The organism is Demequina soli, from assembly GCF_000971195.1.
GTDB lineage: Bacteria > Actinomycetota > Actinomycetes > Actinomycetales > Demequinaceae > Demequina > Demequina soli.
The window spans coordinates 137,440-158,032 of the sequence record NZ_BBLZ01000008.1 but is presented as its reverse complement, the minus strand read 5'-3'; the positions used below and the strand labels follow the sequence as shown (position 1 = coordinate 158,032).

Sequence of the window (20,593 nt, the reverse complement as noted above, 5' to 3'; positions counted from 1 at the left end):
CTGGGAGGATGGGCGCATGACCGTCACGCTCGGAACCCCGCTCACCCCGTCCGCGACCCGCGCCATGCTCCTCGGCTCGGGCGAGCTCGGCAAGGAGGTCGCGATCGAGCTGATGCGGCTCGGCGTCGAGGTCGTCGCGGTCGACCGCTATCCCGAGGCGCCCGCGATGCAGGTCGCGCACCGTGCGCACGTGATCGACATGCTCGACCCGGCGGCGCTGCGCGCCCTCATCGATGCCGAGCGGCCGCACCTGGTGATCCCGGAGATCGAGGCGATCGCGACGCGGGTGCTCGCGGAGGTCGAGGATGCCGGCCTCGCGACCGTCATCCCGACCGCGCGCGCCACGATCCTGACGATGGACCGCGAGGGCATCCGCCGCCTCGCCGCGGAGGAGCTCGGCCTGCCCACATCGCCGTACCGCTTCGTCGACACGCGCGACGGCCTCGCCGCCGCGGTCGAGGAGCTCGGCCTGCCCGTGGTGGTCAAGCCCGTCATGTCCTCGTCGGGCAAGGGCCAGTCCGTGATCCGCTCCGCGGCCGACATCGACGCCTCGTGGACGTACGCGGTCGAGGGGGGCCGCGCGGGCGGCACCCGGATCATCGTCGAGGGCTTCGTCGACTTCGACTACGAGATCACCCAGCTCACGGTCCGCCACGCGGGCGGCGTCACCTTCCTCGACCCGGTCGGCCACACGCAGGTCGACGGCGATTACCGCGAGTCCTGGCAGCCGCAGCCCATGTCCGAGGCCGCGCTCGCCGAGTCGCGCCGGATCGCCGGCGCCGTCACCGCGGCGCTCGGCGGGCGCGGCGTGTTCGGCGTCGAGCTGTTCGTGCGCGGCGACGAGGTGATCTTCTCCGAGGTCTCGCCCCGCCCGCACGACACCGGCCTGGTGACGCTCGCCTCGCAGGACCTGTCGGAGTTCGCGCTGCACGCGCGCGCGGTGCTCGGCCTGCCCGTGCCGGCGGTCCTCACGCTCGGCCCGTCCGCCTCGTGCGCGGTCCTCGCCGAGGGCGCGGGCGTGCCCGTGTTCTCGGGGGTGGACGATGCGCTGGTCGAGCCGGGCACGGAGCTGCGCCTGTTCGGCAAGCCGCGTGTCGACGGCCGGCGTCGGGTGGCCGTGACGGTCGCGCGGGGCGCCACGGTGGACGAGGCGCGCGCGACGGCCCGGGCGGCCGCCGCGGCCCTGCGGATCGACCTTGTGGAGAACCCCGACGGCGTCTGACGGCGGTGCGACCCTGGTCGGGTGACCACACCTGACGGCATCCTCGACCAGATCCGGACGCTCCTCGCGATCGCGGACGGGGGCTCGCCCTACCCGGCCGAGAGGGAGCTCGCGCGCGTGCGCGCCGAGAGGCTGATGGTCCGGTTCGCGATCGACGAGGCGGGCGTGCGGATGACGCGCGAGGAGGCCGAGCGGCCCACCACTCGGAGGTTCGACTTCGCGGCGCCCTACGTCAAGGACCAGGTCATCCTCGCGTGCGCGATCGCGCGGGTGTTCTCGTGCCGGGCGGTGATCCACGGGGGCCGGCGCGTCACGACGGTCGGCTTCGCCTCGGACCTCGCGATCGTCGCGGCGCTCGTCGAGACCCTGGTGCCGGCCATGCGGCTCGAGATGGACGTGTACGGCGGGTCGCAGTCGCGCAAGAAGGCGTTCGCGTGGTCGTACACCAGCACGGTGAAGGAGCGCCTCACGGCCTTCTACTCCGGCGCGCTACGCGAGGCGGTCGAGGAGGGCACGGGCTCCGAGGTCGTGCTCCTCGATCGCGCGCAGCAGGTCGACGTCGCGTATCACGAGATGTTCCCGAACCTCCGGGCGGCCCGGCCCCGGGTGCTGAACGCCTGGGAGGGGTGGGGCGAGGGCGCCGCCGCCGGCAAGCGCGCCGACATCTCGCTCGGGCGCAAGGTCGAGGAGGCCGGACGGCGCGAGCTCGAGGCGTGACCTACCCTCGTCGCGTGAACGCCGACGAGTCGCCCCTGCATGGTCTGGGCCCCTGGGAGGGCGTGTGGCCCGCCGACGCCCGCTACGACCCCGAGCTGCTCGAGCACGGCGACCGGCGCAACGTCGTCGACCGTTACCGCTACTGGCGGCACGAAGCGATCGTCGCCGACCTGGACTCCCGCCGGCACCCGTTCCACGTCGCGATCGAGAACTGGCAGCACGACCTCAACATCGGCTCCGTGGTCCGCACCGCCAACGCGTTCCTCGCGCGCGAGGTGCACATCGTCGGCAACCGGCGCTGGAACCGCCGCGGCGCCATGGTGACCGACCGCTACCAGCACGTTCGGCATCACCCGACGGTCGACGACCTCGCCGCGTGGGCGGTCGCCGAGGGCCTGCCCGTCATCGGCATCGACAACCTGCCCGGCTCGGTGCCGATCGAGACGTACCCGTTGCCGCGTGCGTGCGTGCTGGTGTTCGGCCAGGAGTCCGTCGGCCTGTCCGATGCGGTCCGGGAGGTCGCCGAGGCCACGCTCGCGATCGCGCAGTACGGCTCGACGCGCTCCATCAACGCCGGCGCGGCCGCGGCCATCGCGATGCACGCATGGGTGCGTCAGCACGGCGACATCGAGGCCGGCCACGCCTGACCGCGGCCCGTCGCCGCGCATCGTCCGTACCTGCCCGGACGCTCGCGGGCACCGGGACCTTGGCCGCACGGGGCCGTGTGAAATCTGACAGAATGGACCGCGGTTCCATCCGCACAAGCTCAGGAGTTACCCATGGCTATCGCCACCACCGAGTCCTACGCCGCGATGCTGGACGCCGCCAAGGCCGACGGCTACGCGTTCCCCGCGATCAACATCACGTCGTCGTCGTCCGTCACCGCCGCCATCCAGGGCTTCGCGGAGGCCGAGTCCGACGGCATCATCCAGGTGTCGGTGGGCGGTGGCCAGTACGCCTCCGGCTCCACGATCAAGGACGCGGTCGTCGGCTCGCTCGCGCTCGCGGCCTACGCCCGCGTGGTCGCGGAGAAGTACGGCGTCACCATCGCGCTGCACACCGACCACTGCCACAAGGTCTACCTCGAGGAGTGGCTGAAGCCGCTGCTCAAGCTCGAGGCCGAGTCCATCGCCGCCGGCAAGGGCCCGATCTTCAACTCGCACATGTGGGACGGCTCGTCCGTGCCGATGGACGAGAACCTCCTCATCGCCGAGGAGCTTCTCGAGCTGTCGCAGGCCGCCGACACGATCCTCGAGATCGAGATCGGCGTCGTGGGCGGCGAGGAGGACGGCCACTCGGCCGAGGTCAACGACAAGCTCTACTCGACCCCCGAGGACGGCATCAAGACCATCGAGAAGCTCGGCCTGGGCGAGAAGGGCCGCTACCTGACGGCCATGACGTTCGGCAACGTGCACGGCGCGTACAAGCCGGGCGCCGTCAAGCTGCGCCCGGAGATCCTCGGCGACATCCAGTCCGCCGCGGCCGAGAAGTTCGGCAAGGACAAGCCGTTCGACCTCGTGTTCCACGGTGGCTCCGGCTCGACGGCCGAGGAGATCGCGACCGCGGTCTCGCACGGTGTCATCAAGATGAACATCGACACCGACACGCAGTACGCGTACACGCGTCCCGTGGTCGACCACATGATGAAGAACTACGACGGCGTCCTCAAGGTCGACGGCGAGTGGGGCAACAAGAAGGCCTACGACCCGCGCGCCTGGGGCAAGCTCGCCGAGGCCGGCATGGCCGCCCGCGTGGTCGAGGCCTGCCAGCAGCTCGGCTCGGCCGGCCGCAAGATCTGACCGACCGCTTCGTGAGCGAGGCCTCCGCGGTCGCATGACCGCGGAGGCCTCTCCACGTTCGGGGACGATGCGCGATTCAGGTCAGGCGCGCACCGGCCGATAACCTTGGATGGGCGCGGCGCGCCCTGCCAGCATTGAAAGTCCCGGGATGGGCCCGGGCGAGGGGAGGGCGTGATGCCCGGAGCAGTGATCGTCGGAGCCCAGTGGGGCGACGAGGGCAAGGGCAAGGCGACCGATCTCCTCGGCTCGCGCGTCGACTACGTCGTGAAGTTCAACGGCGGCAACAACGCGGGGCACACCGTCGTCATCGGCGACCAGAAGTTCGCGCTGCACCTCCTGCCGTCCGGCATCCTCACGCCCGGCTGCACGCCCGTGATCGGCAACGGCGTCGTCATCGACCTGCGCGTGCTGTTCCAGGAGCTCGACGCCCTCAACGAGCGCGGCGTCGACACGTCCGACCTGCTCGTGTCGAACGCGGCGCACCTCATCGCGCCCTACGCGCGCACGCTCGACAACGTCACCGAGCGCTTCCTGGGCAAGCGCAAGATCGGCACCACCGGCCGCGGCATCGGCCCCGCGTACGCCGACAAGATCAACCGCCTCGGCATCCGCGTGGGCGACCTGTTCGACGAGTCCGTGCTGCGCGACAAGATCGAGGGTGCGCTCGTCGCGAAGAACCACCTGCTCGTCAAGGTCTACAACCGCCGCGCCATCACGGTCGACGAGGTCGCCGAGGAGCTCCTCGCGTACCGCGACCGCCTCGCGCCGCACGTCAGCGACACCTCGCTCGTGCTCAACAACGCGCTCGACGAGGGCCAGAACGTCCTGTTCGAGGGCGGCCAGGCGACGATGCTCGACGTCGACCATGGCACCTACCCGTTCGTCACCTCGTCGTCCGCGACCGCGGGCGGCGCGTGCACCGGCTCCGGTGTGGGCCCGACGCGCATCGACTCGGTGATCGGCATCGCGAAGGCGTACACGACCCGCGTGGGCGAGGGCCCGTTCCCCACCGAGCTGCTCGACAAGTGGGGCGACCGCCTGCGCGACGTCGGCCACGAGTTCGGCACCACCACCGGCCGCCCGCGCCGCTGCGGCTGGTACGACTCGGTGATCACGCGCTACGCCTCGCGCATCAACGGTCTCACGGACATCGTGCTGACCAAGCTCGACGTCCTTACCGGCATCGACGAGATCCCGGTGTGCGTGGCCTACGACGTCGACGGCGTGCGCCACCAGGACCTCCCGCTCGACCAGGCCGCGTTCGCGGCCGCCGAGCCCGTCTACGAGACGTTCCCCGGCTGGACCGAGGACATCTCCGGCGCGCGCGAGTTCTCCGACCTGCCGCAGAACGCCCAGGACTACGTCAAGGCGATCGAGGCGCTGTCGGGATGCCGCATCTCCACGATCGGCGTGGGCCCGGGCCGCGACGAGATCATCCAGATCAACGACCTGCTCCACACCCGCTGAGGCGGGCGCCCGTCGTGGGCGCCGAGCCGTGACCTCTTTCCACACCAGCACCGAGGTGTGACCGTTCACCCTCTGCACTTCCCGTCGCAAACCCCGAGTAGAGCACCGGCAGACGCATCCGGCGTGTGGGAAGCGGTCGGGTCGCCGGCGTGGTCGCCGACGTGGGCGTGGGCGTGGGCGCACACCTCGATCCCGCCTCGCCGAGACCCCCGGTGGCGGATTCGTGCATCGCTGATCCGCTCCGTTTGCGAAAGGTGCAAATCGGAAATAGCGTCTCACCCGGGGCGCAGCCCCGGCGGGGCGCCAAGGGGGTCGTTCCGCCAGACATCGCCTGGGGGAGAAGCACTGATGAAGAAGATACTGGCGACCCTGTTCGCCGTCACCGCCCTGACCGTCGGGGGCGCGACCGCCGCGTCCGCCACGCCGCCTGACCCGGGCACCGATTCCGGGTGCTGCCCGTGCTACTGCGCGCCGTACTCGGCGGGGGACAACACCGCGTGGGCGGCCGGCACCAAGTACGTCAACAAGGGCAACTGGGGCACGTACACACGGACCTCGTTCGAGAGCAACCCGACCATCTGGGCCGGCCGGAACAACGCCGCGGGCGTCGTCATCTTCCACTGGGTCGACAGCGAGAACCTCACCATCGAGATCGCGCTGGCTCCCGGTGCCAAGTTCGCGGACGGCGACGCCGTGAAGATCCAGCCGTACGCGTTCGGGGACCCGCGCCTGATGCAGACGCCCGTGCCGGGGCACTTCGAGCTCAAGTACGACCCGACAGACCCGTCGCACTTCGAGGTGACGGTCCCGCTCGCCTACCTGTACGGGATCCACCTCGACATCACCAACTCCTGAGCGTCCCGCGCTCATCACGAGGGCCGCGTCCGCCGGGCGCGGCCCTCGCGCGTGCGCCCGAACGGGACGGCCTAGACTCGCTCGCGTGATCATCCTCCTCGTCGGAACCGGCGCGCGTGAGCACGCCCTCGCCCGTGCCCTGTCCCTCGACCCCGCGGTGACGCGGCTTCATGCCGCCCCGGGCAACCCCGGCATCGCGACCCTCGCGACGGCGAACGGTGAGCCCGTCGCCCTCCACGCCGTCGACGCGACCGACCCCGCCGCCGTGGCCGCACTCGCGACCGAGCTGAGCGCGGACCTCGTGGTCGTCGGCCCCGAAGCGCCGCTCGTCGCGGGTGTCGCCGACGCGGTGCGCGCCGCCGGCATCCCCGTCTTCGGCCCGAGCGGCCAGGCGGCCATGCTCGAGGGCTCCAAGGCGTTCGCCAAGGAGGTCATGGCCGCCGCGAGCGTGCCGACCGCCGAGCCTCGCGTCTGCACCACGGCCAAGGAGCTCGAGGCGGCCTTCGACGCGTTCGGCGCCCCGCACGTCGTCAAGGACGACGGCCTCGCCGCCGGCAAGGGCGTCGTGGTCACCTCCGACCGCGCGGAGGCGCTCGCCCACGGCGAGGCGATCATCGCCGCGGGTGGCGTCGTGGTGGTCGAGGACTTCCTCGACGGCCCCGAGGTCAGCCTCTTCTGCCTGTGCGACGGCTCCACCGTGGTCCCGCTGCAGCCGGCCCAGGACTTCAAGCGCGCGCTCGACGCCGACGAGGGCCCCAACACCGGCGGCATGGGCGCGTACAGCCCCCTGCCGTGGGCGCCCGCGGGCCTCGTCGACGAGGTGGTCCGCGACGTCGCCCAGCCCACCGTCGACGAGATGACCCGCCGCGGCACTCCCTTCGTCGGCGTCCTCTACTGCGGCCTCGCGCTCACCTCGAAGGGCACGCGCGTGGTCGAGTTCAACGCCCGCTTCGGCGACCCTGAGACCCAGGTGGTGCTCGCCCGCCTCGCGACCCCGCTCGCCGGCGTTCTGCGCGCGGCGGCGGAGGGCCGCCTCGCCGACATCGACCCCCTCGAGTGGAGGGACGATGCGGCGGTCACCGTCGTCGTCGCCGCACAGAACTACCCGGCGGACCCGCGCAAGGGCGACCCGATCACCGGCATCGACGAGGCGGAGGAGGTCGAGACCGTCCACGTCCTGCACGCCGGCACCCGCACCGACGACGCCGGCACCCTGCTGAGCAACGGCGGCCGCGTGCTGTCCGTGACGGCGCTCGGCGCCACCCTGACCGAGGCCCGCGAGCGTGCCTACCAGGGTGTGGACCGCATCGTCCTGGCGGGAAGCCACCACCGCACCGACATCGCGGCCAAGGCCGCCGAGGAGGCCTGATGCCCGGCCACGCCACCCCGCCCACGCACCTCGAGCTCGAGGGCTGGCGCCATGTCTACTCCGGCAAGGTCCGCGACCTGTACGAGCCGGTCGGTGAGCACCCGCGCGGCGACGTGGTGCTCGTGGTCGCGTCCGACCGCATCAGCGCGTACGACTGGGTGCTCCCGACGGAGATCCCCGGCAAGGGCGGCATCCTCACGGGCCTGAGCCTGTGGTGGTTCGACCAGGTCATCGACATCGTCGCCAACCACACCGTCGAGGCGCCCGTGCCCGCCGAGGTCGAGGGCCGCGCGATGGTGTGCAAGCGCCTCGACATGTTCCCCGTCGAGTGCGTCGCGCGCGGCTACCTCACGGGCTCCGGCCTCGCGGAGTACCGCGCATCCGGCACGGTCTGCGGCATCCCGCTGCCCGCCGGGCTGGTCGACGGCTCGCGCCTTCCCGAGCCGATCTTCACCCCGGCCACCAAGGCCGAGGTGGGCGAGCACGACGAGAACGTCGACTTCGACGCCGTCGTCGCGCTCATCGGCCTCGAGGACGCGACCGCGCTGCGCGACCTCACCCTGGCGCTCTACACGCGCGCCCACGAGATCGCCGCGAGCAAGGGCATCATCCTCGCCGACACCAAGTTCGAGTTCGGCCGCGACGGCTCGGGCGCGATCATCCTCGGCGACGAGGTCCTGACCCCCGACTCGAGCCGGTTCTGGCCGGCCGACGGCTGGGAGCCGGGCCACGCGCAGCCGAGCTACGACAAGCAGTTCGTGCGCGACTGGCTGACCTCGCCCGAGTCGGGCTGGGACAAGGCCTCCGACGTGCCGCCGCCCGCGCTACCGACCGACGTGGTCGAGCGTACGCGCGGCCGCTACCTCGAGGCCTTCGACCGGCTGGCCAAGCACTGACGCGTCCGACCCAACGGAATCCGGCCGGCATGCGTCCTACCGACATGGGACGCATGCCGCTGGTGGCCGTGGTCGCGCTCGTCGCGGCGTTGGTGCTCGGGACGGTGCTGTCCGCGTGCGCGCCGCCCGGCACCACCTCGGGCACCGGCGAGGCCGGACCGACGGCGCACGGTGACGGCCAGGACCTGGGTGTCCCCGGCGCGTGGATCGAGACCGTCGCGGGCGTGGTGGGCTACCCGGCGTGCGGCACCGAGCCGATCGCGCATGGCGGGGTCACCTGGTACCCGTTCGAACCGGATGACCTCGCCGCGTTCCCCGCGCCGCCCGCCGCACCGTCCGGCGGCATGGGCGGGGGGACGATGCGCCTCGTCCTGCCCGCGGTCGCCGCGCCCGGCCCGGGAGACGACGTGGGCACGCTGACCGTCTACGAGGGTGGATTCGCCTACTGGCGCTCCGACTCGGGCAACCTCGAGACGTGGCTCACGGACCGCGAGCTCACCTACGGGTGGATCTGCTGAGCGCTACGCGTGGCTCTCGGTCTGCAGCTCGCGCTTCTGCACCGTCGCGACCGACGGCACGCCCCATCCGCGCGTGAGCGACAGCCCCCGCAGCACCAGGATGACGAGCAGCGGCACCCAGAACACCACCAGCGGCGGCATGCCCGCCGCCCACATCGCCCAGTAGGCGAGGGCGCCTCCCAACGCGGCGGTCGCGTAGAGCTGGCCGTTCCAGAACACTTCGGGCACCTGCGCGGCGAAGAGGTCGCGCAGGATGCCGCCGCCGACGCCGTTCGCGACTCCGACGATCATCGCCGCGACGGGGCTCGCGCCCACGTCGAGCGCGATGCCGGTGCCGATGACGACGAAGATCGCGAGGCCCGCCGCGTCGGAGTACTCGACGATGCGGTGGCGGGCGAAGGCGCCGAGGTCGCGGCGGCGCGCGAACGGCGCGATCGCGAGGGCCGTCGCGATCGCGACGATCACCAGCGCGGGCTTCTCGATCCAGAAGACGGGCTGGCGCAGGAGGAGGTCGCGCATCGTCCCTCCGCCGACCGCGACGAGGCTCGCCAGCACGACCGCGCCGACCAGGTCCATGCGGCGGCGGCTCGCGGCGACCGCCCCGGAGATCGCGAACGCGACGGTGCCGAGGTACTCGAGGACCACGCGCAGCGTGCCGAGCGCCTGCTCGAGGATCTCGTCGGTGGCGACGGCGGTGATGAGGGCGTGCATCGGGGGCCTCCGTTCGGGCGACGGTCAAGGGTACTCGGGACGCGCCTCGGGCATGGGCGGCCGCCGGTAGACTGCCGCCCATGGCCACGATCCTCGTCCACGTCATGCCCAAGCCCGAGATCCTCGACCCGCAGGGCAAGGCGGTCGGCGCCGCGCTTCCCCGCCTCGGGTTCGACGGCATCGCGCAGGTCCGTCAGGGCAAGCGCTTCGAGCTCACCGTCGACGGTGAGGTGACCGATGAGGTCCTCGCGAAGGTCCGCCAGGCGGCCGAGACGATGCTGAGCAACCCCGTCATCGAGGACGTCGTCGAGGTGACGGTCGCGCAGGAGACGGCGTGACCGCGCGCATCGGCGTCGTCACCTTCCCGGGGACGCTCGACGACCGCGACGCCTCGCGCGCGGTGCGCCTCGCGGGCGCCGAGGCCGTTCCGCTGTGGCACAACGACGGCGACCTTCAGGACGTCGACGCCGTGGTGCTGCCCGGCGGCTTCTCGTACGGCGACTACCTGCGCGCCGGCGCGATCGCGCGCTTCGCGCCCATCATGGACAAGGTGGTCGACGCGGCGCACGGCGGCATGCCCGTGCTGGGCATCTGCAACGGCTTCCAGGTCCTCACCGAGGTCCACCTCCTGCCCGGCTCGATGATCAAGAACGAGCACCTGCACTTCATCTGCCGCGACCAGACGCTGCGCGTCGAGAACGCGGAGACCTCCTGGACGTCCGAGTACCGGGACGGCGAGGAGATCGTCATCCCGCTGAAGAACCAGGACGGCCAGTACGTCGCGGACGACTACACGCTCGACATGCTCGAGGCCGAGGGTCGCGTCGCGTTCCGCTACGTCGGCTGGAACCCCAACGGCTCGCGCCGCGACATCGCCGGCATCACCAACGAGCGCGGCAACGTCGTGGGCCTCATGCCCCACCCCGAGCACGCGGTCGAGGCCGGCTTCGGACCCGACTCGCGCGAGGGCGGCCGCACCGGCGTCGACGGGCTCGCGTTCTTCACCTCGGCCATCAAGAACCTGCTCGCGACCGCCTAGCGTTCGCGAGGGGAGGGCACGATGCGGGACGGGCTGCTCGCCGCGCTCGCCGATGCGGTGGCGACCCGCGCATCGTCCCTGGGTCACCCGTGCCGCGTGGGGATCGACGGCGCGGACGGCGCCGGCAAGACCACGCTGCGCGCCCAGCTCGCCGCGGTGCTGCGCGCACGCGGGCTGCCCGTGATCGAGGCGAGCCTCGACGACTTCCACCACCCTCGCGAGCACCGCTACCGGCAGGGCCGCGACTCGTGGCGCGGGTACACCGAGGATGCGTTCGACATCGACCGGGTCCGCCGCGACCTGCTCGACCGGCTGGGTCCGGGCGGCTCGGGCCTGTACCGGACGCGATCCCTGGACCTCGGCGCCGACCGCGCGCTCGACGAGCCGTGGCAGCTCGCCCCGTCGCGCGCGACCCTGCTGCTCGACGGCGTCATGCTCCAGCGCCCCGAGCTGGCGGACGCGCTGGACCACGTGATCTTCCTCGAGGCCTCCGAGCCCGAGCGCTACCGCCGCATGGCCGCGCGCGACGGCTCGGACCCGGACCCCGAGGCGCCCGCCAACCTGCGCTACACGCTGGCGCACCGTCACTATCGCGCGTTCTGCCGCCCGCTCGAGCGCGCCGACGTCGTCGTGGATCACGAGGACGTCCGCGCACCCGTGCTCGTGCGCCCCGCGAGCGAGGAGGTCGCGTGATCGTCGAGTCCGTGGTGCTGCGCGTCCACCCCGGGCGCGAGGCCGACTACGAGGCCGCGTTCCGCGCGGCCGAGCCGCTCATCGCGCGCCAGCCCGGGCATCGTTCCCACTCGCTGCTGCGCGGGGTCGAGGACCCCTCGACCTACCTGCTCACGGTCGAGTGGGAGACGGTCGAGGACCACGAGGTGGGGTTCCGGGGATCGGCGGACTACCAGGAGTGGCGCCGCCTGCTGCACCCGTTCTACGTCGCGCTGCCGCCCGTGCCCCACTACCGGGAGATCGAGGCTCCCGCCTGACGGCCGCCCGTCGTCACGCGCCGAGGCGACCGGCGCCCTCCTCGAGCCTGCGCGGCATGTACTGGTCGAAGTAGACGCGGGACACCAGCTCGCGCCTGCTCGCGACGCCCGCCTTGTCGAAGATCGACTTGAGGTGATCCTGCACGGTGTACGGGGACACGTGCATCGCGGCCGCGATCTCCTTGGTGTCCGCCCCGCGCAGCACGTGCGCCGTGACGTCGCGCTCGCGGGCCGTGAGGCCGAACACGTCGGCCACCAGCTCGATCACCTCCTGCGGGCGGGCCTCCTCGATGGTCACCACGACGTCGCCCGCGCGGTCCCCGGCCCCTCCGAGCGGAGACGCGTGCAGCACGAGCCAGATCCCCTCGGCGGTCCGCACGCGTGCCCGCGGCGGCAGGTCCGCCTCGCCCCGCGCGAGCCGCCGCGCCGCGGTGACCAGGGCGTGCACCAGCGACAGCGGGTCGGCCGCCCCCGGCGACATGGCCAGCTGCTCGAGGTGGGTCGCCGCGCCCGCGCTCGCCTGCACCAGGCGGTCGCGCCCGTCGACGATCATCACCGCCGGACCGCTCGGGCAGTCGGAGCGCGTGGCCCCCGCCTGGGCGAGCGTCCCGACCCTGATCCCGCGGGTGAGGGCCGGCGCCATCTCGGCGAGCGCCGCCAGCTCCTGCGCCTCGAACGGGGCGTCGCCCGCGCCGCGGAACACGGCGATGACGCCCCACGCGCCGTGGCGGTCCCGGAGCACGGTGCGTGCCTCGTCGTGGAAGTCGTAGCAGGGGAGCATGACCTCGGCCATGCGCACCGAGGTCTCGACCGCGCCGTGTGTCGCGCGGTGCATGCCGACGGCGCCCGTGCCCGTGCGGATCAGGGTCTGGAACGAGGTCGGGTCGTCCGCGCCGTACTCGACCTGCGCCCACTGGACGTCGGCCTCGTTGCGGCCGGCGAACGTGGAGAACTTCCAGCTGTTCGACACCATCGCCGTCGCGGGGTCGAGCGTGGCGACGCAGCCCCCCACCATCGGCAGGGCCCGTTCGATGGCCTGGGTGGCCTCGTCAAGGAAACGGTGGAGCGGGAGCCCGGCGCGCGAGATGACATCGACGTCGCTGCGGGCACGCCCCAGCGCGAGCTGGGCAGAGGTCGGGCTCGGCATGACCACCAGTGTGCGCGTGTCCGTTTCGTCCCGCTATCCCACAGTTCTGGGGGGTCGAGAAACCCCGCGGTCACGGGATACCGGCGGTGGGCCCCGGCGGCGCACGCTGGGCGACGTCCACCGGACCCATCGACACCCGAGGAACACCATCGTGACCATCCAGCCCACCATCGCCGTCGCGGACGAGCTGCGCCGCCTCCTCGGCGACCGCATCGTCCTCCCGGGCGACGCGGAGTACGAGGACGCACGCCTCCCGTGGAACCGTGCGATCGACCAGCGGCCGTTCGCGGTCGCGCGCCCCGAGTCGGCCGACGACGTGGTCGCCGTCGTGCGCGCCGCCGCCGCCGTCGGCCTGAGGGTCGCCCCGCAGGCGACCGGCCACGGCGCCGGCGCGCTCGCGGACTCCGACCTCTCCGACGCGGTCCTCGTGTCGCTCGCCGGCCTGCGCGGGGTGACCGTGGACCCGGCGACCCGCACGGCCCGGGCCCTCGGCGGCTCCCAGTGGAACGACGTGCTGGCCGAGGCCGCCCCGCACGGCCTCACCGCGATGCACGGCAGCGCCGGTGACGTCGGCGTCGTCGGTTACTCGCTCAGCGGGGGGCTGTCGTTCTTCGTGCGCGCCCACGGGCTGGCCGTGAACGCGGTTCGCGCGGTGCGCATCGTCACCGCCGACGGCCGCCTCGTGCGCGCGAGCGTCGACGAGAACCCCGAGCTGTTCTGGGCGGTGCGGGGCGGTTCGGGGGCCTTCGGCATCGTGGTCTCGATCGAGGTCGACCTGCTGCCCTATGCCGACCTCTTCGCGGGCATGCTGCTCTGGGACGTCTCGCGGGCCCGCGCGGTCGCCCACGCGTGGGCGGCGTGGACCCGTACGGCGCCGGAGAGCGTCTCGACCTCGCTGCGGATCATGCACTTCCCGCCGCTCCCGGAGCTGCCGCCGTTCCTGTCGGGTCGCAGCGTGGTGGTGATCGACGGCGTGGTCCTGGAGGGGGACGATGCGGCGGCCGGGGTCATCGCCCCGCTGCGCGCCCTCGCCCCGGAGCTGGACACGTTCGCGCGGATCCCCGCGGCCGGGCTGGTGCACATGCACATGGACCCGCCGGAGCCGACCCCCGCGGCCTCGACCGGGGCGATGCTCGCGTCGTTCTCGGACGAGGCGGTCGACGCGTGGCACCTCGCCGCGACGGCCACTCCGGGGCTGTCGTTCGCCGAGGTGAGGCACGTGGGCGGAGCGGCCTCGCGGAGGCCGGAGGGCGCGGGCGCCGTCGGCGCGCTCGACGGCGACTACCTGCTCGCGGGAATCGGCATGGTGCCCGTGCCCGAGCTCGCGCCCGTCGCGCAGGCGGCCGTGCACTCCCTGGTCCACGCCATGGATGCCTGGCACGCCCCGGCCCTCGCGCTGACGTTCATCGACGGCGACGTGGGCCGTGAGCGCGGCTTCGGGGACTCGGTGACCCGGCTGCGCGAGCTCAAGGCGGTGTACGACCCTGCGGGGATGTTCGCCGCGGGCCATCCCGTCGACTGACGTCCACGCCAGGTGCCCGGTCGAGCGATCCGCTCGGCCGGGCACACGCGCTACCGGACCCCCGCGCGCTCGCGGGAGCGGGCGCCGCGCGCGAGCCGCGCGCCGAGGGCCAGCACGGCACACACGATCGCGAGGGCGAGGGCGAGCCCGTTGCCGAGGTAGTCGAAGCCGGTGGGGGTCACGGTGGAGGCGAGCGCCGCCGCCGCGGCCCAGCCCCACCTCCGCGCGCGCACGAGGACGATCGCGGCCGCCGCGGTGGTGAGCCCGACCACGAGGCACGCGCCGATGAGGGCGCGTGCGCCGTCGTCCGCCCCGGGCCAGGCGTCCACGGTGTACAGGGCTCCGGCGAGCGCGAGCAGCGCCCCGGCGGCGAGCGACAGCGCTCCCGCGGCACGCGCGACGAACCGGGTCATGGGCGCGACGCTAGCGGCGCATCGTGCCTGGACGCAATGGTCGCGGCGTGTCGCTCGGGGTGGCGGGGAGGTTGCGGGAGGTCTTCAACATGTTGACCTGTCGGAGATTTCCGACGTATTGTGGGCGCGTGCCCACCGACACCTTCGCCGCCCTCGCCAACCCCGCGCGGCGGCGCATCCTCGAGGAGCTGCGCGAGCACCCCGCCGCCGCGGGCGAGCTCGCCGCGCTCTTCGCGATCGGCAGGCCCGCCGTCTCGGAGCATCTCGCGGTCCTGCGCGATGCGGGCCTGGTCGCCGAGGAGCGCGAGGGCCGGCGGCGCATCTACCGCCTGACCGCGGCGCCGCTCGCCGAGGTGGGCGACTGGCTCCATCCCTTCGAACGCTACTGGCGCGACCGGCTGCGCGACCTGTCGACGTTCCTCGACTCCCAGGAGGACAGCCCCTCATGAGCACGCTCAAGACCATCGAGGTCGACCAGTTCCTCGCGCACCCGCCCGCCGTCGTGTGGCGCGCGCTCACCGACCCGGCGCTGCTCGAGTCGTGGTGGGCGCCCAGCGACATCGTCCCCGAGGTCGGGCGTGCCTTCACCATCACCTTCCCCGACTGGGGTGTCCAGCGGTGCACGGTCACCGCCGTCGACGAGCCGCGGACACTTGCCTACACGTTCTCCGAGGGTCTGCTCGACTCCACCATCACGTGGACGCTCGTGCCGGAGGGAGCCGGCACGCGGCTGCTGCTCGCGCACGCGGGCTTCGACGTCGACACCCCGATCGGGCTCACCGGGTTCACGGGCATGGGTCACGGCTGGCCGCTCGTGGTCGCGCACCTGGGCACGGTGCTCGACGCCGCCTGACTACGCCGCGAGCCGGTCCCTCAGCTCGGCGAGCGCGCGGAACGTGGTGTGGTTGAAGTCCGCGCCGAGCTGGTTGGGCACCGTCACGAGGAGGGTGTCGGCGGTCATGACGGCCTCGTCGTCGCGCAGCTCGGCCTCGAGCTTGTCGAGGTCGCCCACGTAGGTCTTGCCGAACGTCGAGACGGTGTCGTCGATCTCGCCGATCTGGTCGCGGTTCGCGCCCATGAGGTCGCGCTCGAGGTAGGGGTGGAAGTACACGCGCGACATGTCGTCGACGATCGGCATGATCGAGCGCGACACCGACACGCGCGGCTCGCCGGCGTGGCCGGCCTCGGCCCAGGCCTGCCGGAACGCCTCGACCTGGCGCGCCTGCACCACGCCCAGCGGCTCTCCGGTGGCCTCGAGCACGAGCGTCGAGGACATGAGGTGCATGCCGAGCTCGCCCGTGCGGCGGGCCGACTCGATGCCGCCCGCGCCGTACCAGATGCGCTCGCTCAGCCCGGGAGCGTGGGGCCGGATGGGCAGCCGCTCGCCGGCGCGCACGTGGGCACGCGGGCCGGGCTCGGCGATGCCGGCGCCGGAGATCGCCTCGCGGAACCGCGCGATGCGGCGGCCGGCGTCCTCGGCGGGCGTGTCGCCGTACCCGAGCGGGTAGCCGAACGTCGCGGGGCCGTCGGCGGCGGGCTCGGGGCTGCCGCGCGAGACGCCCAGCTGGAGCCTGCCGCTCGCGACGAGGTCCGCGGTCGCGGCGAGCTCGGCCATGTACAGCGGGTTCTCGTAGCGCATGTTGATGACGCCGGTGCCGAGCTCGATGCGCGAGGTGCGGGCTCCCATGGCCGCCAGGAGCGGGAAGGGCGAGGACAGGCACTGCTCGAAGTGGTGCACGCGGATCCACGCGCCGTCGATCCCGGCGTCCTCCGCCGCCTCGGCGAGGCGGATGGTGTCGTGCATCGCCTCCGAGGCGTCGCGCACCTTCGAGCCCGGGGCGGCCGACCACCACCCGAACGACAGGAATCCGACGTTGCGCACCGCGCCCCCTTCAGTTGACGTGTCAACGTTACCGCCGTTCGCTTGGCACGGTCCTCCACGCGACACGCCGCCTCCCTGCCCATTCTCGCGCCGCAGCCTCCGTGTGTCGCGGTCAGGACCGTGCGCAGCGAACCGGGTGGGCGTCGCTAGCCTGACCCCATGATCTCCGTCCGCCGCGTCGAGCCCGACGACGCCGACGCGCACGCCCTGTGGGACGAGCAGCAGGCCGACCTCGCGCTCCGCTACGGCTCCGAGCTCCCCGAGCAGCCCGCCCGCTTCGCCGCCCCGGTCGCCTCGCTCGTGGGCTACGCCGAGGACGGCGAGCCCGCCGCGAGCCTGGTGCTGCGCTGGTCGCCCTACGCCACCGGGCCCGGCGCGATCGAGATCAAGCGGCTCTTCGTGCGGCCCGGCCATCGTGGCCACGGCCATTCCAAGGTGATGATGGGCGCCGCGGAGGCGGTCGCGCGGCGCGCGGGCGCGTGCCGCATCGTCCTGGAGACCGGCTCCGAGCAGCCCGAGGCCCTCGCGCTCTACGACCGCCTCGGGTACTCCCGCATCGCGCCGTACGGCGAGTACAAGGACGAGCCCGACTCGATCTGCTACGGCCTCGACCTGCCGACCCGCGTCCTGGTGCTCACGGGCGCGCTCGGCGCCGGCAAGACCACCGTCGCCGCGGCCGCGCATGAGCTCCTCGCCGGGCGTGGCGCCCGCACCTCCCACCTCGACGTCGACGCGCTCACCCAGGCCTATCCCGCCGATGCCGCCGACCCGGTGAACCGGCGTCTCCTATGGGAGGCGCTCGGGGCGCTCGCGCCGCTCTACCGGGCGCGCGGCTTCGGCAACGTCCTCGTCCCGATCGCGATGGACGATGCCGGCGACCCCGAGCGCCTGGCCCGTGCCTTCTCCTCGCACGCCGGACCGGCGGAGGTCACGATCGTGCGCCTGACCGCCCCGGACGACGAGCGGATCGCGCGCCTCGAGAGGCGCGAGTGCTCCGAGCGCTGGCTCGCCTGGGCGCGCGGGCGCACGGTCGAGATGGAGGGCGAGCTCGAGGCGCTCGCGCTCGAGGATGCGGTGGTCGACAGCGCCGGGCGCGCACCCGCCGAGGTCGCCGCCGACGTGCTCGACGCGGCGGGGTGGTGACCGTGGCGACGCTGCTCATCCGCGGCGGCGTGCCGTGGTCCGACGGGGCCGTCCTCGACGGGGACGCGGTCCTCGTGATCGACGGGCGGATCGCCGCCATCGGGTCCGGAGACGCGCTGGCCGCGCGGGACGATGCGGCGGGCGCCGGGGTGATCGACGCCGCGGGCGGTCTCATCCATCCGTCCTTCGCCGACGCGCATGTGCATGCCGCGATGGCCGGCATCGAAGCGCTCGGGCTCGACGTGAGCGGCGCCCACGGTTCCGACGCGTGCCTGGCCCTTGTCGGGGCCTACGCGATGACCCACGACGGACCCTGGATCGTCGGCGGCGGGTGGCACATGTCCGACTACGAGGGCGGCACCCCGACCGCCGCCGCGCTCGACGCCGTCACGGGCGACGTCCCCGCGTTCCTGGTGAACGCCGACCACCACGGCGCGTGGGTCAACACGGCCGCGCTGCGCATCGCGGGCATCGACGCCTCGACGCCCGACCCGGCCGACGGGCGCATCGAGCGGGACGCCGCCGGCGTCCCCACCGGCACGCTGCACGAGGGCGCGATGGCGCTCGTCGAGCGGCGCCTGCCGCCCGTGAGCCCCGACGCCGCGCGGGCCGGCCTCGCCGCCGCGGTCGCGACCCTCCATCGCGCCGGGGTGACCGCGTGGCAGGAGGCGATCGTCGGCGAGTACGGCGGCCACGCCGACGCCACGCCGGCCTATCGGGGCCTCATCGCCGACGGGGTCCTCACCGACCGGGTCTCGGGGGCGCTGTGGGTGCCCCGCGAGACCGCCCTCGAGGGCGTGCCGGCGCTGGTGGCGGACCTCGTGGCCCGCCGCGACGCCAACGCCGTGGCCGGCCTCGACACGTCGACCGCGAAGATCATGGTCGACGGCGTCGCGGAGAACCGCACCGCCGCGATGCACGAGCCGTACGTGGTCGACGGTTGCGACTGCGGCGGCGGGCGGGGCATCGCGTACTTCGGTCGCGACGTGCTCGTGGCAGTCGCCACCGCGCTCGCGGCCGAGGGCTTCGCGCTCCACTTCCACGCGATCGGGGACCGCGCCGTGACCGACGCGCTCGACGCGGTCGAGGCGATCCCGGCCGCGGACCGGTCCCGGCGCCGCCACCACGTCGCCCACGTCCAGGTGGTCGACCCCGCTGACGTGCCGCGGTTCGCGGCCCTCGGGGTCACCGTGAACGCGCAGGCCCTGTGGGCGCGCAACGAGGCCCAGATGACCGAGCTCACCGTGCCGATCCTGGGCGAGAGGCGCGCGGCTTGGCAGTACCCCTTCGGGTCCTTCCTGCGCGCGGGCGCGGCGCTCGCGATGGGCTCCGACTGGCCCGTGTCCACGCCCGACCCGTGGCAGGCGATCCACACCGCGGTCACCCGGCGGGAGCCCGGCTCGGGCGCGCCGCCGCTCAACCCGGGGGAGGCGATCCCGCTGGCCGCCGCCCTCCGCGCCTACACCGCGGGCTCGCACCGCCTGCTCGGGGTCGCGGGCTCGGGTGTGCTCGAGGTCGGCGCACGCGCGGACCTGTGCGTGGCCTCGCGGGATCCCTTCGCGGGCGCGGCGCAGGACATCGCGGTCACGCGGACCGTCGTGACGGTGCTGGGCGGCGAGGTGGTCCACCGCGAGGGGTGACCCGGGGCGGTGTGCCGCGGTGAGCGAGGCGGCGGGCGACCCCGTCCATCCGTCCTACTCGGCGAGCGCGAACCTCACGGCCGCCTCGGCATGCAGCGCGAGCGCGTCGAGGTACGGCACGTCCACGTCGGCCGCCGTCATCACCAGGGGGATCTCCGTGCAGCCCGCGATCACGCCCTGCGCGCCCGCGGCCACCAGCTCCTCGGCCGCCGCGCGCATGAGGGCGCGCCCCGCATCGTCCACGATGCCCCGCGCGAGGCGCTCGTAGATGAGCGCGTGCACCTCGGACAGGCGGGGCTCGGCGGGCACCAGCGCCGTCACGCCCTGCGCCGCGAGGCGGTCGCGGTAGAACGGCATCCGCATCGTGAACCCGGTGCCCAGCAGCGCCACGGTGTCGAGGCCGGCCGCACGGATCGCGGCGGCCGTCTCGTCGACGATGTGGATGACGGGCACGCCCGCGGCCTCCGCGACCTCGTCCGCGATCACGTGCATGGTGTTCGCGCAGATGACGATCGCCTCGGCGCCGCCGTCGACGAGCCAGCGCGCGTCGCGCCCGAAGGTCATGGCCAGCCCCGCCCAGTCGCCGGCGTCCTGCGCCGCGGCGATCCCGCCGAAGTCATAGTGGCGGATCACCAGGTCCGCGGTGCGGCCGGGGAGCGCGGCGGCGACGCCCTCGTGCAGGAGCCGCTCGTACTCGAGCGTCGAGTGCCACGTGATGCCGCCGAGCAGGCCGATGCGGCGGGGAGAGGTGCGCATGAGCCGACCCTAGCGACGGGTGCGGGGGCCATGGGGTGGGTCCTTGGCCCCTCCCGCGGAATCCAACCTTCCCGTACGGTGTAACCATGCGAATCGGAGAGCTGGCCTCCCGCGGAGGCGTGACCGCCAAGACTGTGCGCTACTACGAGGGCATCGGGCTGCTGCCCGCGCCCGACCGGCGCTCCAACGGCTACCGGGAGTACGACGAGGTCGCGCTCGAGCGCCTGCGGTTCATCCGCGACGCCCAGGCGTCGGGCATGACCCTCGCGGAGACGGGCGACATCCTCCACATGAAGGACGAGGGTGAGAGCACCTGCGCACACAGCCGCGCGATGGTCGAGCGCCACCTGCACGACATCGACGCGCAGATCGCGAGCCTGCTCGCCGCGAAGGCGGAGCTCACCGCCCTCGCGCGTCGCGCCGAGACCCTCGATCCTGCCGAGTGCAACGACCCCAACCGCTGCCAGGTCCTCGCGCTTGACCTTGCCGTGGGCGGGAAGGTCTAGCC

The 20,593-nt window shown here is 73.3% G+C and carries 24 protein-coding genes; 19 read left to right on the top strand and 5 right to left on the bottom strand.

From position 1 onward, the window contains the following. The first annotated feature begins 16 nt into the window (after positions 1–16). The 9 genes from purT to AOM04_RS13400 all read left to right on the top strand — a co-directional run bounded on the left by purT (position 17) and on the right by AOM04_RS13400 (position 8,843). Positions 17–1,222 (top strand): formate-dependent phosphoribosylglycinamide formyltransferase, encoded by a 1,206-nt coding sequence (gene purT, locus AOM04_RS13440; RefSeq protein ID WP_062465301.1) that lies wholly within the window; start codon positions 17–19, stop codon positions 1,220–1,222. Between the two features lie 21 nt (positions 1,223–1,243). Further along, positions 1,244–1,939: a DUF2786 domain-containing protein gene (locus tag AOM04_RS13435; protein WP_062465300.1), complete on the top strand. Its 696-nt coding sequence runs from the start codon at positions 1,244–1,246 to the stop codon at positions 1,937–1,939. 14 nt (positions 1,940–1,953) lie between these two features. Beyond that, a complete protein-coding gene (locus AOM04_RS13430; protein WP_228373725.1) occupies positions 1,954–2,586 on the top strand; it encodes a TrmH family RNA methyltransferase in 633 nt (210 codons plus the stop codon). A 132-nt stretch (positions 2,587–2,718) separates the two neighbouring features. Beyond that, positions 2,719–3,738 (top strand): class II fructose-bisphosphate aldolase, encoded by a 1,020-nt coding sequence (gene fbaA / locus AOM04_RS13425; RefSeq protein ID WP_062465298.1) that lies wholly within the window; start codon positions 2,719–2,721, stop codon positions 3,736–3,738. A gap of 174 nt (positions 3,739–3,912) precedes the next feature. Next, positions 3,913–5,205, top strand: a complete 1,293-nt coding sequence (locus tag AOM04_RS13420; RefSeq protein WP_062465297.1) for an adenylosuccinate synthase — start codon at positions 3,913–3,915, stop codon at positions 5,203–5,205. 348 nt (positions 5,206–5,553) lie between these two features. Beyond that, complete coding sequence (locus tag AOM04_RS13415; RefSeq protein WP_062465296.1) at positions 5,554–6,060, top strand: hypothetical protein; 507 nt, start codon at positions 5,554–5,556, stop codon at positions 6,058–6,060. Positions 6,061–6,145: 85 nt separating this feature from the next. Beyond that, the gene (purD, locus tag AOM04_RS13410) at positions 6,146–7,429 is read left to right on the top strand and encodes a phosphoribosylamine--glycine ligase (RefSeq protein WP_062465295.1); all 1,284 of its coding nucleotides are present in this window, start codon (positions 6,146–6,148) and stop codon (positions 7,427–7,429) included. Then, on the top strand, positions 7,429–8,325 hold the full coding sequence (locus tag AOM04_RS13405; RefSeq protein WP_062465294.1) for a phosphoribosylaminoimidazolesuccinocarboxamide synthase: 897 nt from the start codon (positions 7,429–7,431) through the stop codon (positions 8,323–8,325). The genes purD and AOM04_RS13405 overlap by 1 nt, the downstream gene beginning before the upstream one ends. A gap of 29 nt (positions 8,326–8,354) precedes the next feature. Next, a complete protein-coding gene (locus AOM04_RS13400; protein WP_156160754.1) occupies positions 8,355–8,843 on the top strand; it encodes a hypothetical protein in 489 nt (162 codons plus the stop codon). Positions 8,844–8,846: 3 nt separating this feature from the next. Here the strand turns inward: AOM04_RS13400 and AOM04_RS13395 are convergent, their stop codons facing one another. After that, on the bottom strand, positions 8,847–9,554 hold the full coding sequence (locus AOM04_RS13395) for a trimeric intracellular cation channel family protein (RefSeq protein ID WP_062465292.1): 708 nt from the start codon (positions 9,552–9,554) through the stop codon (positions 8,847–8,849). 80 nt (positions 9,555–9,634) lie between these two features. Between AOM04_RS13395 and purS the strand changes: the two genes are divergently transcribed. From purS to AOM04_RS13375, 4 genes are read left to right on the top strand one after another with little or no spacing between them, the layout of a single operon-like run. Next, positions 9,635–9,892, top strand: coding sequence for a phosphoribosylformylglycinamidine synthase subunit PurS (gene purS, locus AOM04_RS13390; protein WP_062465291.1), 258 nt, complete (start codon positions 9,635–9,637; stop codon positions 9,890–9,892). Then, on the top strand, positions 9,889–10,593 hold the full coding sequence (purQ, locus tag AOM04_RS13385) for a phosphoribosylformylglycinamidine synthase subunit PurQ (protein ID WP_062465290.1): 705 nt from the start codon (positions 9,889–9,891) through the stop codon (positions 10,591–10,593). Before purS ends, purQ begins: the two co-directional genes overlap by 4 nt. Before the next feature lie 21 nt (positions 10,594–10,614). After that, positions 10,615–11,286 carry a nucleoside/nucleotide kinase family protein gene (locus AOM04_RS13380; RefSeq protein ID WP_062465289.1) on the top strand — a complete coding sequence of 224 codons (672 nt, stop codon included), beginning with the start codon at positions 10,615–10,617 and terminating at the stop codon, positions 11,284–11,286. After that, entirely contained in the window at positions 11,283–11,582 is a 300-nt protein-coding gene (locus AOM04_RS13375; RefSeq protein WP_062465288.1) for an antibiotic biosynthesis monooxygenase family protein, read from the top strand. Before AOM04_RS13380 ends, AOM04_RS13375 begins: the two co-directional genes overlap by 4 nt. 13 nt (positions 11,583–11,595) lie before the next feature. Here the strand turns inward: AOM04_RS13375 and AOM04_RS13370 are convergent, their stop codons facing one another. Continuing rightward, positions 11,596–12,729: a response regulator transcription factor gene (locus AOM04_RS13370; RefSeq protein WP_062465287.1), complete on the bottom strand. Its 1,134-nt coding sequence runs from the start codon at positions 12,727–12,729 to the stop codon at positions 11,596–11,598. 151 nt (positions 12,730–12,880) lie between these two features. Between AOM04_RS13370 and AOM04_RS13365 the strand changes: the two genes are divergently transcribed. Next, a complete protein-coding gene (locus AOM04_RS13365) occupies positions 12,881–14,251 on the top strand; it encodes an FAD-binding oxidoreductase (RefSeq protein WP_062465286.1) in 1,371 nt (456 codons plus the stop codon). 50 nt (positions 14,252–14,301) lie between these two features. On the opposite strand, the gene AOM04_RS13360 is transcribed toward AOM04_RS13365, so the two are convergent. Further along, positions 14,302–14,664 (bottom strand): hypothetical protein, encoded by a 363-nt coding sequence (locus tag AOM04_RS13360; RefSeq protein ID WP_062465285.1) that lies wholly within the window; start codon positions 14,662–14,664, stop codon positions 14,302–14,304. 128 nt (positions 14,665–14,792) lie between these two features. Here AOM04_RS13360 and AOM04_RS13355 point away from each other — a divergent pair, with 128 nt between their 5' ends. Further along, positions 14,793–15,113, top strand: a complete 321-nt coding sequence (locus tag AOM04_RS13355; RefSeq protein ID WP_062465284.1) for an ArsR/SmtB family transcription factor — start codon at positions 14,793–14,795, stop codon at positions 15,111–15,113. Beyond that, positions 15,110–15,517, top strand: a complete 408-nt coding sequence (locus AOM04_RS13350; protein WP_062465283.1) for an SRPBCC family protein — start codon at positions 15,110–15,112, stop codon at positions 15,515–15,517. Before AOM04_RS13355 ends, AOM04_RS13350 begins: the two co-directional genes overlap by 4 nt. On the opposite strand, the gene AOM04_RS13345 is transcribed toward AOM04_RS13350, so the two are convergent. After that, complete coding sequence (locus AOM04_RS13345) at positions 15,518–16,546, bottom strand: LLM class flavin-dependent oxidoreductase (protein ID WP_062465282.1); 1,029 nt, start codon at positions 16,544–16,546, stop codon at positions 15,518–15,520. It abuts the gene before it with no gap. A 159-nt stretch (positions 16,547–16,705) separates the two neighbouring features. Between AOM04_RS13345 and AOM04_RS15040 the strand changes: the two genes are divergently transcribed. Continuing rightward, positions 16,706–17,689, top strand: coding sequence for a GNAT family N-acetyltransferase (locus AOM04_RS15040; protein ID WP_062465281.1), 984 nt, complete (start codon positions 16,706–16,708; stop codon positions 17,687–17,689). Between the two features lie 2 nt (positions 17,690–17,691). Then, entirely contained in the window at positions 17,692–19,329 is a 1,638-nt protein-coding gene (locus AOM04_RS13335; RefSeq protein ID WP_082104676.1) for an amidohydrolase, read from the top strand. Between the two features lie 54 nt (positions 19,330–19,383). Here the strand turns inward: AOM04_RS13335 and AOM04_RS13330 are convergent, their stop codons facing one another. Further along, positions 19,384–20,085 carry an aspartate/glutamate racemase family protein gene (locus tag AOM04_RS13330; protein ID WP_062465279.1) on the bottom strand — a complete coding sequence of 234 codons (702 nt, stop codon included), beginning with the start codon at positions 20,083–20,085 and terminating at the stop codon, positions 19,384–19,386. An 86-nt stretch (positions 20,086–20,171) separates the two neighbouring features. Between AOM04_RS13330 and AOM04_RS13325 the strand changes: the two genes are divergently transcribed. Beyond that, positions 20,172–20,591: a heavy metal-responsive transcriptional regulator gene (locus AOM04_RS13325; protein WP_062465278.1), complete on the top strand. Its 420-nt coding sequence runs from the start codon at positions 20,172–20,174 to the stop codon at positions 20,589–20,591. Positions 20,592–20,593: the final 2 nt, after the last annotated feature.